14 protein-coding genes are annotated in these 14,837 nt (G+C 67.5%); 8 read left to right on the forward strand and 6 right to left on the reverse strand.

Going from position 1 to position 14,837, the window contains the following annotated elements:
- The first annotated feature begins 28 nt into the window (after positions 1-28).
- Both inhA and AC59JP_RS05700 read left to right on the forward strand, forming a co-directional pair.
- Entirely contained in the window at positions 29-853 is an 825-nt protein-coding gene (gene inhA, locus AC59JP_RS05695; protein WP_497324639.1) for an NADH-dependent enoyl-ACP reductase InhA, read from the forward strand.
- A gap of 31 nt (positions 854-884) precedes the next feature.
- Positions 885-1,946, forward strand: a complete 1,062-nt coding sequence (locus AC59JP_RS05700) for a ferrochelatase (protein WP_497324640.1) — start codon at positions 885-887, stop codon at positions 1,944-1,946.
- A gap of 21 nt (positions 1,947-1,967) precedes the next feature.
- On the opposite strand, the gene AC59JP_RS05705 is transcribed toward AC59JP_RS05700, so the two are convergent.
- Both AC59JP_RS05705 and AC59JP_RS05710 read right to left on the reverse strand, forming a co-directional pair.
- Positions 1,968-2,783 carry an Rv1486c family protein gene (locus AC59JP_RS05705; protein ID WP_497324641.1) on the reverse strand — a complete coding sequence of 272 codons (816 nt, stop codon included), beginning with the start codon at positions 2,781-2,783 and terminating at the stop codon, positions 1,968-1,970.
- Between the two features lie 54 nt (positions 2,784-2,837).
- Entirely contained in the window at positions 2,838-3,908 is a 1,071-nt protein-coding gene (locus AC59JP_RS05710; protein WP_497324642.1) for a methyltransferase domain-containing protein, read from the reverse strand.
- Between the two features lie 106 nt (positions 3,909-4,014).
- Here AC59JP_RS05710 and AC59JP_RS05715 point away from each other — a divergent pair, with 106 nt between their 5' ends.
- From AC59JP_RS05715 to AC59JP_RS05725, 3 genes are read left to right on the forward strand one after another with little or no spacing between them, the layout of a single operon-like run.
- The gene (locus tag AC59JP_RS05715; protein WP_497324643.1) at positions 4,015-4,854 is read left to right on the forward strand and encodes a DUF3097 domain-containing protein; all 840 of its coding nucleotides are present in this window, start codon (positions 4,015-4,017) and stop codon (positions 4,852-4,854) included.
- Between the two features lie 9 nt (positions 4,855-4,863).
- Positions 4,864-5,295 (forward strand): NfeD family protein, encoded by a 432-nt coding sequence (locus tag AC59JP_RS05720; protein WP_497324644.1) that lies wholly within the window; start codon positions 4,864-4,866, stop codon positions 5,293-5,295.
- Between the two features lie 7 nt (positions 5,296-5,302).
- Positions 5,303-6,487: an SPFH domain-containing protein gene (locus AC59JP_RS05725; RefSeq protein WP_497324645.1), complete on the forward strand. Its 1,185-nt coding sequence runs from the start codon at positions 5,303-5,305 to the stop codon at positions 6,485-6,487.
- Here AC59JP_RS05725 and AC59JP_RS05730 read toward each other — a convergent pair.
- From AC59JP_RS05730 to AC59JP_RS05740, 3 genes are all read right to left on the reverse strand, one after another.
- Positions 6,484-6,984, reverse strand: coding sequence for a hypothetical protein (locus AC59JP_RS05730; protein ID WP_497324646.1), 501 nt, complete (start codon positions 6,982-6,984; stop codon positions 6,484-6,486). The two genes, AC59JP_RS05725 and AC59JP_RS05730, sit on opposite strands and share 4 nt — an antisense overlap.
- Positions 6,981-7,571, reverse strand: a complete 591-nt coding sequence (locus AC59JP_RS05735; RefSeq protein WP_497324647.1) for a hypothetical protein — start codon at positions 7,569-7,571, stop codon at positions 6,981-6,983. Before AC59JP_RS05735 ends, AC59JP_RS05730 begins: the two co-directional genes overlap by 4 nt.
- Positions 7,572-7,650: 79 nt before the next feature.
- Entirely contained in the window at positions 7,651-8,349 is a 699-nt protein-coding gene (locus AC59JP_RS05740; RefSeq protein WP_497324648.1) for a TVP38/TMEM64 family protein, read from the reverse strand.
- Positions 8,350-8,503: 154 nt separating this feature from the next.
- Between AC59JP_RS05740 and AC59JP_RS05745 the strand changes: the two genes are divergently transcribed.
- From AC59JP_RS05745 to meaB, 3 genes are read left to right on the forward strand one after another with little or no spacing between them, the layout of a single operon-like run.
- Positions 8,504-10,399 carry a methylmalonyl-CoA mutase family protein gene (locus AC59JP_RS05745; protein WP_497324649.1) on the forward strand — a complete coding sequence of 632 codons (1,896 nt, stop codon included), beginning with the start codon at positions 8,504-8,506 and terminating at the stop codon, positions 10,397-10,399.
- On the forward strand, positions 10,396-12,687 hold the full coding sequence (gene scpA, locus AC59JP_RS05750) for a methylmalonyl-CoA mutase (RefSeq protein WP_497324650.1): 2,292 nt from the start codon (positions 10,396-10,398) through the stop codon (positions 12,685-12,687). The genes AC59JP_RS05745 and scpA overlap by 4 nt, the downstream gene beginning before the upstream one ends.
- A complete protein-coding gene (meaB, locus tag AC59JP_RS05755; RefSeq protein ID WP_497324651.1) occupies positions 12,644-13,756 on the forward strand; it encodes a methylmalonyl Co-A mutase-associated GTPase MeaB in 1,113 nt (370 codons plus the stop codon). The genes scpA and meaB overlap by 44 nt, the downstream gene beginning before the upstream one ends.
- An 18-nt stretch (positions 13,757-13,774) precedes the next feature.
- Here meaB and AC59JP_RS05760 read toward each other — a convergent pair whose 3' ends face one another.
- Positions 13,775-14,833 carry a nucleoside hydrolase gene (locus AC59JP_RS05760; protein ID WP_497324652.1) on the reverse strand — a complete coding sequence of 353 codons (1,059 nt, stop codon included), beginning with the start codon at positions 14,831-14,833 and terminating at the stop codon, positions 13,775-13,777.
- Positions 14,834-14,837 lie beyond the last annotated feature (4 nt).

The following is a 14,837-nucleotide window of genomic DNA, read 5'->3' on the forward strand; positions in this document are numbered from 1 at the left end:
ATACTGATTCGAAAGAGGGACGCTTTTCATGACCGGAATTCTCGAAGGCAAGACGATCCTGGTGACCGGCATCATCACCGATGCGTCCATCGCGTTCCACGCGGCAGCCATGGCCCAGGAGCAGGGCGCCAAGGTGATCATCACCGGGTTCGATCGGCTGCGGCTGATCGACCGAATCGCCCAGCGCCTGCCCAAGGAGGTTCCGCCGGCGATCGAGCTGGACGCGACCAACGAGGAGCACCTCGGAGCGCTGGCCGAAAAGATCACGGCGGTGGCGCCCGAGGGCATCGACGGTGTTCTGCACTCCATCGCGTTCGCACCCCGGACGTTGATGGGGCCGGACGCCAAGCCGTTCCTCGAAGGACCGGGACCCGACGCCGCGTCGGCGTTCCAGATCTCGGCGTGGACCTACGCGTCGCTCGCTCGCGCCGTACTCCCCGTGATGAACGAAGGTGGGTCCATCGTCGGCATGGACTTCGACCCGCGCACGGCGATGCCGTTCTACAACTGGATGGGCGTCGCCAAGGCGGCCCTGGAATCGGTGAACCGGTACGTCGCCCGCGAGGTCGGACAGGCCAAGGGAATTCGGTCCAATCTCGTTGCGGCAGGGCCGATCAAGACTCTGGCGGCCAAGGCGATCGCCGGAACCGCCACCGGTGATGCCACGAAGATGAACCAGCTCAACGAGTACTGGGACGGCGCGTCGCCGATCGGGTGGAACGTGGACGACCCGACCGTCGTCGCCAAGTCGATCTGCGCGTTGCTGTCGGATTGGCTGCCTGGAACCACGGGATCGATCGTGTACGTGGACGGCGGCGCGAGCCACAACACCTGGTTCCCCGACGACATGTAGGGCCTGACAACCGGCACTGCACAATGGAGGCATGACTACGCCCTCCGGTTTCGACGCGCTCCTCCTGCTCTCGTTCGGGGGGCCGGAGAAACCGGAGGACGTCAGGCCGTTCCTGGAGAACGTGACGCGCGGTCGAGGGGTGCCGCCGGAACGCCTCGACGAGGTCGCCGAGCACTACATGCACTTCGGTGGGGTCTCGCCCATCAACCGGCTCAACCGCGAGATCATTGCCGCGGTGGAAGCCGAATTCGCTTTGACCGGAATCGAATTGCCGGTGTACTTCGGCAACCGCAACTGGCACCCGATGGTCGAGGACACCGTCGCCGAGATGGCCAGGGACGGCATCCGATCGGCTCTGGTCTTCCCCACATCGGCTTGGGGCGGCTACTCCGGATGCCGGCAGTATCACGAGGACATCGCTCGGGCGCGCGAGGCGTACGGGCCGGGCGCACCGACGCTGCGCAAGATCCGGCAGTACTACGACCACCCCCTGTTGGTGGAGTCCTTCGCCGATGCCATCGTCGCTGCACGCAGTCGTCTGCCCGTAAAACACCGCGAGAGTGCACGATTGGTGTTCACCGCACACTCCGTACCCGTCTCGGCCGACGCGACCGCGGGACCGCCGAGCGACGGCGGTCGGCTCTACAGCCGCCAGGTCGCCGAGGCTTCGAGGCTCTGCGCGGCGGCGGCCGGCGGCGACGACTTCGACCTCGTGTGGCAGTCGCGGTCGGGCCCGCCGCAGATTCCATGGCTCGATCCCGACATCTGCGATCACCTCGAGTCCCTCTCCGCCACGGGAGTCGAGGCAGTGCTGGTGTGCCCGGTCGGTTTCGTCTCCGACCACCTCGAGGTGGTGTGGGACCTCGACACCGAGGCCGCGGAGAAGGCAGCCGAACTCGGCATGAGTTACGTGCGGGTCGGCACCCCCGGCGACGATCCGCGTTTCGCCACACTCGTGCGGACTCTGGTCGAGGAATACACCGGTGGCACTCCGAAGCGGCTGGGCTCCGAACCCGCCTACGGCACCACGCTGGACGGATCGCCGTGCAACGTCGGGTGTTGCGAACCGGCCAAGAGGCCGTCTCGCAGCTGACCAGTCAGTGCAGCCAGGTCTTCAACGTCGCTCGAGCGCGTCGTCGATGGCCGACCCGACGGCGACGAGACGGGCGGATCGCACCGCGGCGTACAGCGGTCTCAACACTTCCTCGCGGGCCAGCGCGTCGGACCCGGTCGTTCCCTGAGCCGGTGAACTCTTCTCTGCCACAGCGAGAATGGCCGCCACTCGATCGGCGGAGTCGAGGATGCGAGTGATGCGCTCGTCCATCGGCGGATAGGCGTGGCGGTTCGCCTCCTCGATGTGGGCGTCGATGACCGACCGCGCATCGACGGACGCCGCGGCGCTTCCCACGGTCTGTTGACGAGTCAGGGCCAGCGCGGCGTCGCGCACGGTCTCCCGCATCGAGTACTCGATCTCGCGAAGAGACGCATCCGGTACGAACTCGGGTACGTCCGTCGCGAACACGGTCCAGCGCAGCACATCCGGGCCCTCGACCGACGGCACGATGCCGATTCCGCCGACGCTTGGCGCGCCGACCAGCACGCCTTCGCCCGACAACACCGCGGCAGTCGAGAAGTCGGAGCCGACGGGAAGCCCGCGCACGTCGCCGGGCGCGGGCAGTACCAGTCGAACCGTGGCGTCCGGACCGGCGGACGTCGCCGCTTCTCGGACGACTCTCAGCAGTTCGGTGACACCGAGGTCGCGCGGGGTGGGCCAGGGCAGCGAGCACCGGTCGGCGGTGACGACGTCTCCCGCGACCACGAGGTTCATCGGGGCGCGGGCGCAGACGGCGTCGATGACGTCGTCGGGTGAGGAGCCGCCCCCGAGCCAGGAACCGGTCCACAGGGCGAGGCTGGCAGCAGATGAAGGCACAACAGTCCAGCATAGGTCCTCGGCCCGCCACAGGTCGTGACGGCCGAGAGAGCGCTACTGCAGGCGGTAGAAGCGGAAGAAGTCGTGATCGATCGGGAGAACGGTCGCACCCGTGAAGCCGGCCGAGCGGGCGTACGAATCCAGTGTCGAGGCGCGCATCACCGTTCCGGTCGCGACGGTGTCCGGGTGCGACATACCGTCCGGAAGACAGCACAGAATCGAGTAGCCGTAGAGCAGCTCTTCCACCGGTCCGGCGTCGGGGGTGAAGACGTCCGCGGTGCGCTCGTCCATCACGATCACCGGGGCGCCGGGCGCTGCCATGCGACGCATGGCGGCCAGGACGGCGACCGGGTCGGGCAAGTCGTGGATGCACTCGAAGGCGAATACGGCGTCGTAGGCCCCGGCGGCCGAGTCCGACGCGTCGGCGACGTCGAAGGTGACCCGCTCGTCGACGCCGGCCGCCGCCGCGTTGCGTGTCGCCGCCGCGATGGACGGTGCGTCGACGTCGATTCCGCGCACTCGCGTGGACGGGTAGCCGACGGCGAGAGCGATGGATGCCCATCCCTCGCCGCAGCCGATGTCGGCCACCGACGCGCCGGCGGTGAGCAGCCGATGCAGATCCGGAATCTGTGGCAGCAGCTCGGACGTCAGCTGCGTCGCGAAGACGGGTTTGTTCATCGCGCCCTGTGCCTCGCGTGCATCGTCGCCCAGCTGCGCCCACGAGACGCCTCCGCCGGTGCGGTATGCGTGCACCAGATCGGGAAGGCGAACTCCGGTAGCGGCGAACAGACGTGCCAGCGGAAGCATGAACTGCGTGCTCTCGGTGTCCACCAGAACCGCGGCGTGGGCTCGGGGCAGTTCGAATCGAATCGGATCCTGGTGGGTGTCGGCGGCCAGCACACCCGACACCACCTGCTGCTCGAGCCATTCGCGGGCGTATCGGGCGTCGGTGCCGCTCCTGTCGGCCAGCTCGGCGGCCGTCAACGGGCCCTCGTCCGCAAGCGTGCGGTACCACCCGAGCCGGTCACCGAGATAGAGCGCCTGGGCCGACGCCGCACCGCGGACGACGTCGAAGATTTTGTCCGCGAACTCGTCCGTGGTGAGCCCGTGCTGCGACGTGGTCATGGGTGAGGCTCCTTCTCCGGCGAGACGAGGCCCACCGGTCGCGAGCGTAGTTCGATCGGCGTGGCGTCACGCCCGATCCGGAAGGACTGACCTAGCGTCGACCCTCGTGACTTTCCGCGACCCGTACAGCGCAGACATTCTTTCCGGACATCCGCGCAAGGCCAAGAAGCAGTACCCGACGGTCGCCGCCGAGCGGGATCTGGTGGTCGAGGACGCGGACACGGGTTACTGCGGCGCGGTCGTGGGTTTCGAGCGCACGTACGACGGCGACTTCGTGCGGCTCGAGGACGGCCGCGGCAGGACTCGGCTGTTCGCGATGCGGGAGGCGGCGTTTCTCCTCGACGGCAGCCCGGTGACCCTGGTTCGACCGAAGGCGGCTCCGGCGCGCACGCCGAGCAGATCGGCGTCCGGTTCCACCAAGGTCGAGGGACTGCGTGCACGGGTGGCGCTGCCGAGCCGAATCTGGGTGGAGGGCATTCACGACGCCGCCATCGTCGAACGTGTATGGGGCCACGACCTGCGCGTGGAGGGCGTCGTCGTCGAGCATCTCGAAGGTCTGGACAACCTTGCGGACCGGCTGGCCGAGTTCTCACCGGGGCCGGGTCGGCGGGTGGGCGTGCTGGTCGACCATCTGGTCGACGGATCGAAGGAATCGGCGTTGACGCGATCGCTGGGACCTCACGTCGCCGTGACGGGTCACCCGTACATCGACGTGTGGGAAGCAGTGCGTCCGTCGGCCGTCGGTATCGATTCCTGGCCTCGGGTACCGCGCGGCGAGGACTGGAAAACGGGCGTGTGCCGCGCGCTCGGGTGGGGTTCGCCACAGGACGGTTGGCGGCGAGTGTACGGCGCTGTCAACAGCTTTCGCGATCTCGAGGCTCCGCTGATCGGTGCGGTGGAACGCCTTGTCGATTTCGTGACCCAACCGGACGGTTCGCCGACGTAGTGTGGAGACGTGGTCGCAATCATCTGGCTTGTCGGAGCGGTGTTGCTGGCCGCCGGCGAAGCGCTGACGGGTGATTTCTTCCTGCTGATGCTGGCGGGCGGTGCACTCGGGACCGCTGGTGTGTCCGCCGTGACCGACCTGCCGGTATGGGGCGACGCGATCGTGTTCGCGGCGCTGTCCGCCCTGCTGATCCTGTCCGTGCGCCCGGTGTTGTTGCGCAAGTTCGCGGCTCCGCCCGCTGTGCCGATGGGGATGGAGGCGCTGACGGGTAAATCCGCCGTCGTCCTGGAAGACGTCGGCGGTCACTCCGGTCGGATCAAACTGGGCGGCGACGTCTGGACGGCGCGAGCGCTCGATTCCAGCGAAACGTACACAGCAGGATCGACCGTGACCGTGATGAAGATCGACGGCGCTACCGCCGTCGTATGGAAAGGTCTGTGAACAGCGCATGGTGGCATTGATCGTCCTCGCAGTAATCGTGCTTCTGGTGGTCGTGGTGGTGGCCAAATCCGTCACCCTCGTGCCGCAGGCGGAAGCGGCGGTGATCGAACGACTCGGCCGGTACTCGAAAACGATCTCGGGTCAATTGGCGTTCCTCGTCCCGTTCGTCGATCGGGTCCGCGCGAAAGTGGATCTGCGCGAACGGGTCGTGTCCTTCCCGCCGCAGCCCGTCATCACCCAGGACAACCTGACGGTCTCCATCGACACCGTCGTCTACTTCCAGGTCACCACCCCGCAGGCGGCGGTGTACGAGATCAGCAACTACATCGTCGGTGTCGAGCAGCTCACCACCACGACGCTGCGCAACGTCGTCGGCGGCATGACGCTGGAAGAGACTCTGACATCGCGTGATTCGATCAACGGTCAGCTTCGCGGAGTGCTCGACGAGGCGACGGGCCGGTGGGGTCTGCGCGTCGCGCGCGTCGAGCTCAAGAGCATCGATCCGCCGCCGTCGATCCAGGAATCGATGGAGAAGCAGATGAAGGCGGACCGCGAGAAGCGCGCCACCATCCTTACGGCCGAGGGCCATCGCGAATCGTCGATCAAGACCGCCGAGGGTGAGAAGCAGAGCCAAATTCTCTCCGCCGAAGGTGCGAAGCAGGCCGCCATTCTCGCGGCCGAGGGCGAGCGGCAGTCACGCATCCTTCGTGCACAGGGTGAACGAGCTGCGAAATACCTTCAGGCGCAAGGCGAAGCGAAGGCGATCGAGAAGGTCTTCGAGGCCATCAAGGCCGGCAAGCCCACACCGGAACTGCTCGCGTACCAATACCTTCAGACGCTGCCGAAGATGGCCGAAGGTACGGCCAACAAGACGTGGATCGTTCCCAGCGATTTCGGCGACGCGCTGAAGGGTTTCGCGAAGAACCTCGGCGCGAAGGGCGACGACGGCGTGTTCCGGTTCGAACCGAGTGATCACGGCGATGTTCGGTCCAAGCCCGAGGACGACTCGGACGAGGTCGCGAGCTGGTTCGACACCAAGACCGATCCGGTGATCGCGCAGGCGGTTGCTGCGGCGGAAGCGGTGGCGCGCAAGCCCGTCGACACGTCGTTGGGACACTCGCCGTCGGTCGGCGAACTGGCCGCGCCGGCTCCGTCCACCTCTGCGCCCGTGGATCCGGAACCCGAGAACTAGTGCGCGATGCCTGCAGCGACACCGCTGCAGGCAAGGGCCCACAGCACGCTCGTGAACGTGCCGATGATGAAGTGTTCCGACGCGTGTGCATCGCGGACATCCGGGTAGCGCGCAAGACCTTTCACTGCCAGCACGACGGCGATGCCCTCGGGCCAACCGCTGATCACGGAGACGGCGACGGCGAGTCGCTCGAGAACCCCGATGACCAGACCTCCGTGCAGCACAGCGGGTTCTGGGCCGGCCGAGTCCTGTCGGCGCGCAATTCCGAAAGCGAGCGGAACCAGGGGCACCCCGCCGGTCGCCGACGCGATCACCGACAGCACCAGAGCGAGAACGAGCGGCACACCGGTCACCGGGTTCGGTAGCGCGGCGGCCACGGCCCCGGCCACGGCGGTCCCGACTGCGGCGATCGCGCTTCCCAGCCAGGGGAGCGGGCGGACCGGCAGCAGCGGAGCGAACGCTGCGACGACCAGGGCGACGAGTGCGGTAACGATCACGAGGAAACTCCGTCTGCTCGGGCGAGAAGTCTGACGGCGGCGGTTCGTCCGGACAGTTCGGCCTGCCAGCCGGCGACGGACAGTCGCTGCGACATCGCTTGGCGGGTGATGCCGAGTTCGATCGCGGCGGCCGCCTGGGAGGCTGCGGTCCGCATGGTCGCGACGGCCGACCGGCCTTCGTCGGAACGGCGTGTGATCAGTACTGCCAGCAACGTCAGGACGGCCTGAGCGTCCGCGGCGGTGTCGTCGTCGGGTCCGGCCACAGCGATGGCCCCGGGGGCGGTCTTCGCGCGGTTCACGGCGTCGCGGGCCGCCTCGAACGCCGCGCCTCGACCGGCTCGGGTGACGTCCGGCAAGGGTTGTTCGGTACTGCCCGCTCCGATGCCGACGCTCCACGACCCGTCGTCCACGAGGTCCAGGGCGATGTCGACGACGAGGTCGGGATCGTCGGAGACTGCCTGTACCTCGTCACCGGCGGTTCGTTCGAACCGTCGACTCAGCGGACGTGTCGCGTATCGGTCGAGCAGGTCGGGAACGCGGTCGATGTCGCGTCTACTGCGACGTTGATCGACGGTCAGAACGAACATGGCGTAAAGTCTAGTGACTTGATAATCAGTAATCAAGCATCTGGACTTGACGCAAGGATGGGAACTGGATACTGGCCAATCAAGCATCCGAACTTGACGGACTGGTCACGGTGGCCTCGGCCAACGGGAGGGCGGTGACCGGTGTTCGAGCGTCGACCACCAGACCCACCACGCCCAGCGCGATGCACAGTCCCGACACGACGAGCAACGCCGGATCGGTGTGTCCGCTCAGCGCATTTCCCAGCAGAACGATCCCGATCGTTCCCGGAACGACACCGACGAGAGTGGCCAGAGCGAACGGCACCACGCGAACCGCGGACACCCCGGCGCAGTAGTTCACGACAGAGAACGGAACCGGGGCGATGAGGCGCAGAGAGCCGACGGCCAACCACCCGCGACGAGCGAGTCTGGCGTCGACCGATGCGAGGGCGGGGTGCGTCAGACGGGCAGCCACGATGTCGCGACCGACCCACCGCACCAGGAGCAACGCCAGCACTGCGCTGATGGTGGTGGCGGCCACCGCGATGAGCAGGCCCAGCGCAGCGCCGAACAGCACACCGGCGCTGATGGTGAAGATCGTCCGAGGGATCGGCGTGATGGTCAACAGAACGTGCGCGACGAAGAACGCGATGGGAAACCCGGGTCCCCACGACGCCGCCCACGCGCGCAACTGCTCCACGGTCGGATGCGGCACCAGAACGGCGACCGCCACGAACCCCGCCACCAACACGATCGCAAGGAGTCCTCGTCCGTACTTCCGGGTCCTCGCGCTGCTCACGAGGTTCAACGGTACCGCCGAGCGGCCGAGCGCCGTCACATGTGACCGGCGTCTCAGAAAGATGAGGTGATCCTCACGATAACGAGCGATCGGTGCGGTTAGCATCACGAGAACGGTGCCTCGGGACACAGGCGTCACTCGGCGAGAGGGAACGATGGCGGACAGCACTCCGGAAACAGGTGTCGACGGCAACATTTCGGACGGGGACGAGGCCTTCACGGCGTGGCAGGGAGCGGTGGCGGGGGTTCTCGCGAAATCCCGTCGCGTGGATGCGAACACCCTTCCGGAGCACCCCGAATCACTGCTCGCATCGACGACCTACGACGGCATCACGATCAATGCCCTCTACGGGCCTCGCGATGCCCGCCCCGAAGTTCCGCTACCCGGGTCCTTTCCCTTCGTCCGTGGACGTGACGCGTCGCGCGACGTCGCTCGCGGCTGGTTGGTCGCGGGAAGCGTCGGAGTGGGGGAGGCGGACCCCACGGCGATCAACTCCCTGATTCTGAACGGCCTCGAGAACGGCATCAGCGCACTGTGGCTCGGTGTCGATTCCGTCGAGCCCGCCGACCTCCCGAGGATTTTGGGCGGAGTGTTGCTCGACCTCGCTCCGATCACCCTCGACGCCGGTGAGCGACTGGTCGACTTCGCGGACGCGCTCCTGAATCACCTCGACTCGGCCGACGACATCGCCGATCGCTCGGCCGTCGACGTTCGCCTGGCGGCGTCGCCACTCACCGACCGGTTCGCCGACTCGGCCGGCGTCACGGTCGAGTACGCCATCGCGCTGGCGCAGAAAGCCTCCGAACGAACGGAGACCGTCCGCGCCATCACCGTCGACGGCACCGTGTTCCACGAGGCGGGAGCCGCCGACGCGCAGGAAGTGGGCCTGGCCGCCGCTGCGGGACTCGAGTATCTCCGCAGTCTCACCGCCGCCGGTCTGAGCGCCGCACAGGCCTTGTCCCAGATCGAGTTTCGCCTGGCCGCCACCGACGGTCAGTTCGACACGATCGCCAAGTTCCGCGCCGCCCGCCGAGTCTGGGCGCGCGTCGCGCAGGTGTGCGGCGCCCCCGGCAGCGGCAACGCGCCACAGCACGCCGTCACCTCGGCCGCGATGATGGCGCAGCGAGATCCGTGGGTGAACATGCTTCGCACCACCCTGGCAGCGTTCGGCGCGGGTGTCGGCGGCGCCGACTCCGTGACGGTTCTTCCGTTCGACGTGTCGCTCCCGGCGGGTGCTCTCGGGGTGTCGCGATCGTTCTCCAACCGCATCGCGCGCAACACGCAGCTGCTTCTGCTCGAGGAGTCCCACCTCGGTCGGGTGATGGATCCCGCCGCCGGCTCCTGGTACGTCGAGGACCTCACCGACGAGATGGCCGCGGCCGCGTGGTCGGTGTTGCAGGCCGTCGAGTCCGAGGGCGGATACGCAGCGGCACTCGAGTCGGGATTCGTGCACACCGCGGTGGAGACGACACGCGAGAAGCGCGCATCCGACATCGCCCATCGCCGCACCGCGGTCACCGGCGTGAACGAGTTCCCGAACCTCGCCGAGAAGGCGCTGCCCGAGGGTCTTGCACCGGCTGCCGGCACGACTCGCTACGCCGCTCAGTTCGAAGCGCTTCGAGACCGCAGCGACCGCGTGCTCGAGCAGACCGGTTCACGACCGCAGATCTTCCTCGCTCCGCTGGGTTCTGTTGCCGAGCACAACGTCCGCACGACGTTCGCGTCGAATCTGTTGGCCTCCGGCGGTATCGAGGCCCTCGACCCCGGAGCGGTCACCGACCTCGGCGCGGCCGCCCGCGAATCCGGCGCGTCCATCGCCGTCCTGTGCGGCACCGACCGCCGCTACGCGGACGAGGGAGTCGACGCCGTGCGCGCCCTCCGGAACGCGGGCATCGACCGCGTCCTCCTCGCCGGCCCGGAGAAGGTCTTCGCCGATGCACCGGACGACGGTCGACCCGACGGGTATCTGACGGCGAAGATCGACGCCGTCGCCGCGTTGACCGAACTCATGGACCAACTGACCAGCACGTTCGACAGGAGTCCGGCATGAATCGGCGTATCGGGCACACGATCGGCAGTTTCGCCGACGTCCCTCTGGCGGAGCCGGGCGAACCGGTGACGCCGTCACCCACCGCCGCCGAGGTGGACGCCCACGTCGCGGCGGGCGCCGCCGCGAACGGCTACACGGCCGAGCAACTGACGTGGTCGACACCGGAGGGTATCGACGTCAAGTCCGTGTACGCGGGCGCCGACCGCGACGCCGTGGCCGCGGCGGGTTACCCGGTCGATTCCTACCCGGGCGAGGCGCCGTTCGTCCGCGGCCCGTATCCCACGATGTACGTGAACCAGCCGTGGACCATTCGTCAGTACGCCGGTTTCTCGACGGCGTCGGAATCCAACGCGTTCTACCGTCGCAACCTCGCCGCGGGTCAGAAGGGCCTGTCCGTGGCGTTCGACCTCGCGACGCACCGCGGGTACGACTCGGACCATCCGCGCGTGCAGGGTGACGTCGGAATGGCCGGTGTCGCAATCGATTCCATCTACGACATGCGTCAGCTCTTCGACGGCATCGACCTCGGCAGCGTGTCGGTCTCGATGACCATGAACGGCGCCGTCCTGCCCATCCTCGCGCTGTACGTGGCCGCCGCGGAAGAGCAGGGTGTCGGGCCGGAGAAGCTGGCCGGGACCATTCAGAACGACATTCTCAAAGAGTTCATGGTCCGCAACACCTACATCTATCCGCCCAAGCCGTCGATGCGCATCATCTCCGACATCTTCGCGTACTCCAGCGCGCGAATGCCGAAGTACAACTCCATCTCGATCTCGGGCTATCACATCCAGGAAGCCGGTGCGACAGCCGATCTCGAACTCGCGTACACCCTCGCCGACGGCGTCGAGTACATCCGAGCGGGCCTCGACGCGGGTATGGACATCGACACGTTCGCCCCGCGCCTGTCCTTCTTCTGGGCGATCGGAATGAACTTCTTCATGGAGGTCGCCAAGCTCCGCGCCGGTCGCCTGCTGTGGTCGGAATTGGTGCAGAAGTTCGACCCGAAGAGCCCGAAATCGCGTTCGCTGCGCACACATTCGCAGACATCCGGCTGGTCGCTCACCGCGCAGGACGTGTTCAACAACGCCCCGCGTACCTGTATCGAGGCCATGGCCGCGACGCAGGGGCACACCCAGTCGTTGCACACCAACGCCCTCGACGAGGCGCTGGCGCTGCCCACCGACTTCTCCGCGCGGATCGCGCGCAACACTCAGCTTCTGCTGCAGCAGGAATCGGGAACCACCCGCCCGATCGATCCGTGGGGCGGGTCGTACTACGTCGAGTGGCTCACCGCCCAGCTCGCCGACCGCGCCCGCGCACACATCGCGGAGGTGGAGGAAGCCGGCGGAATGGCGCAGGCGATCAGCGAGGGCATCCCGAAGCTGCGGATCGAGGAAGCCGCCGCGCGGACGCAGGCCCGCATCGACTCCGGGATCCAACCGCTGGTCGGAGTCAACAAGTACGTGCCGGACGAGCCGGACAGCATCGAAGTGCTCAAGGTCGAGAACTCCAAGGTGCGCAAGGAGCAGATCGACAAGCTCGAACGCCTGCGCGCCGAGCGTGATTCGGACGCCGTCGAAGCGGCACTGGCGGCGTTGACCCGTGCGGCCGCGTCCACCGAGGGCGGGATGGAGAACAACCTCCTCGCCCTGGCGGTCGACGCAGCGCGGGCCATGGCCACCGTCGGGGAGATCTCCGATGCACTCGAGAAGGTGTACGGCCGCCACCAGGCAGAAATCCGTACGATCAGCGGGGTATATCGCGACGAGGCAGGAAAGGCGAAGAACGTGGCACACGCCAGCGAACTCGTCGCACGCTTCGCCGAGGACGAAGGACGACGTCCGCGCATCCTCGTGGCGAAGATGGGCCAGGACGGACACGACCGCGGCCAGAAGGTCATCGCCACCGCCTTCGCCGACATCGGCTTCGACGTCGACGTCGGTCCGCTGTTCCAGACGCCGGAAGAGGTCGCGAACCAGGCCGCCGACAACGACGTGCACGTGGTCGGGGTGTCGTCGCTCGCCGCGGGACACCTCACCCTCGTTCCGGCGCTCCGCGACGCTCTCGCCGCCGTCGGACGGCCGGACATCATGGTCGTGGTGGGCGGCGTCATCCCGCCCGGTGACTTCGATGCCCTCTACGACGCGGGCGCGGCCGCGATCTTCCCGCCCGGCACGGTGATCGCGGACGCCGCAGCCGACCTGGTCACGAAGCTCGCCGAATCGCTGGGACACGGGGCTGGACATGTCGGCCGGCCTCCGGTCCTCCCGTCTGTTTCCGGTGTCTGACCGTCCCACACGCGCCATCGACATCGCCGACCTGGCCGCGTCGGTGCGCGCCAACGAACGATCCGGGTTGGCGCGTGCCATCACGTTGGTCGAATCGACCCGATCCGACCATCGTGACCTGGCGCAGAAGCTGCTGCTCGAGCTGCTTCCCGAGGCCGGGGGAGCGCACCGCGTGGGCATCACCGGCGTACCCGGCGTGGGTAAGTCGACGTTCATCGACGCCCTCGGGATGCAGCTCATCGCGGCCGGACATCGCGTCGCCGTCCTCGCCGTCGACCCGTCGTCCACTCGCACGGGCGGGTCCATTCTGGGTGACAAGACCCGCATGGCCCGCCTGTCGGTCGCGCCCGAGGCGTACATTCGGCCGTCGCCGACGTCGGGCACGCTCGGCGGCGTCGCCAAGGCCACCCGCGAAACCATCGTCCTGCTCGAAGCCGCCGGCTACGACGTGATCCTGGTGGAGACGGTGGGCGTCGGTCAGTCCGAGATCACCGTCGCGGGGATGGTGGACTGCTTCTGCTTCCTCACCCTTGCCCGCACGGGAGATCAGTTGCAGGGCATCAAGAAAGGCGTACTCGAGCTCGCCGACGTGGTGGCCGTGAACAAGGCGGACGGCAAACACCTCACCGAAGCGAAAGGTGCCGCACGCGAACTCGCGGGTGCGCTTCGCCTGATCTACCCGCACGACGCGCTCTGGAAGCCGAAGGTCCTGACCATGAGCGCCATCGAAGGCACCGGCCTGGACACGTTCTGGGACACGGTGCTCGAGCACCAGCGCGTACTCGCGGACGCGGGTGAGTTCGAGCAGAAGCGTCGGCGGCAGCAGATCGAGTGGACCTGGACGATGGTCAACGATCAACTGCTGCGCAGACTGTCGACAAACGAAGCGGTCAAGAAGATTCGCGACGACGTCGAGGCGCGTGTGGCCAAGGGGACACTCACCGCGGCGCTGGCGGCGAAGGAGATCGTGGAGGCATTCGACGGGACCGGTCCGTCGTCCTCGTCGGACACCGGACCTGTGTCCGACACCGGACCCATTTCCGACTCGGGGGCACCCTCACACCGTTAGATCGACTGAATGTGCCCCTCAGTCGGGAAGGGGCTGGTCGGCTGGAAACCTCCGCGCCGCGAACGCCCCGACCCGCCCCAGCAGATGGTCGAAGAAGGCGTCGGGATCCGTCCGCACCGCGATCGCGGCGTTGGGTGTGCGCCCCCAGAAACCGCGCCGATCGGCCACCGTCGTTCCGCGCGTGAGGGTTCCGGTCAGCTCGACGTCGACCGTGGCGGGCTCGTACTCGGCGAACTCCGGGTGCAGGGCGAGCGCCGCGGCGAACGGATCGTGCATGTGCGCGAGGTAGCCCTCGCCCTGGGCCTGGTGAAACTCCAGGTAGAACCGAACCGCGTCGGTGAAGTGGCGCACCACCGGGTTCGACGCGGTCGAGCGAACACCCGGTTCGTCTGCGGCGGAGAGTGTTTCGATCGGTTGACTGCCGGCCAGTTCGGCCAGGCGCTCGACGTGTGAGGGCTTCATCTCGATGGTTTCGGTAAGCCCGAGTGCGCACACGATCGGCGGGTGCAGCGCCACGGAGAAGGCGTCGAAGACTTCCTTCGCCGCCTCGGGGTCCACCGCGACGTTCCATTCCGACGTGGGCGTGGTGTTTCCGGGGTGATCGAACGATCCGCCCATGACGACCAAGCGCCGCAGCAACTTCGGCAGATCGGGCTCCAACCGGACGGCGAGGGCGAGATTGGTCAGGGGGCCGGTGACCAGTCCGACGATCTCTCCGGGGTATTGGCGGACGGCGGCGACCCACGCCTGCGCTGCGGTGCGATCGGAGACCGTTCGCGACGAGGCCGGGAGTTCGGCGTACCCGATGCCGTGCGGCCCGTGAGTGTCCTCGGTGGTCATCAGCGGGGCCACGAGCGGTCCGTCCGCGCCGACCGCCACCTCGATGAGCGGTGCGCCGCAGAGGTCGAGCCAGCGCAGGTTGTTCTCGGTGACCTGCGCGGTCGGGACGTTGCCGGCGGTGCAGGCGAGGACGGTGATCTCGGCTTCCTCGGGGCTGGCCAGGAGGTAGAGAAGCGCGAGCGAATCGTCGATTCCGGTGTCGACGTCGACGATCAACTTCTGCGGAAACGTGGTCACCCGA

This window comes from Rhodococcus sp. 320_ES (assembly GCF_059691855.1).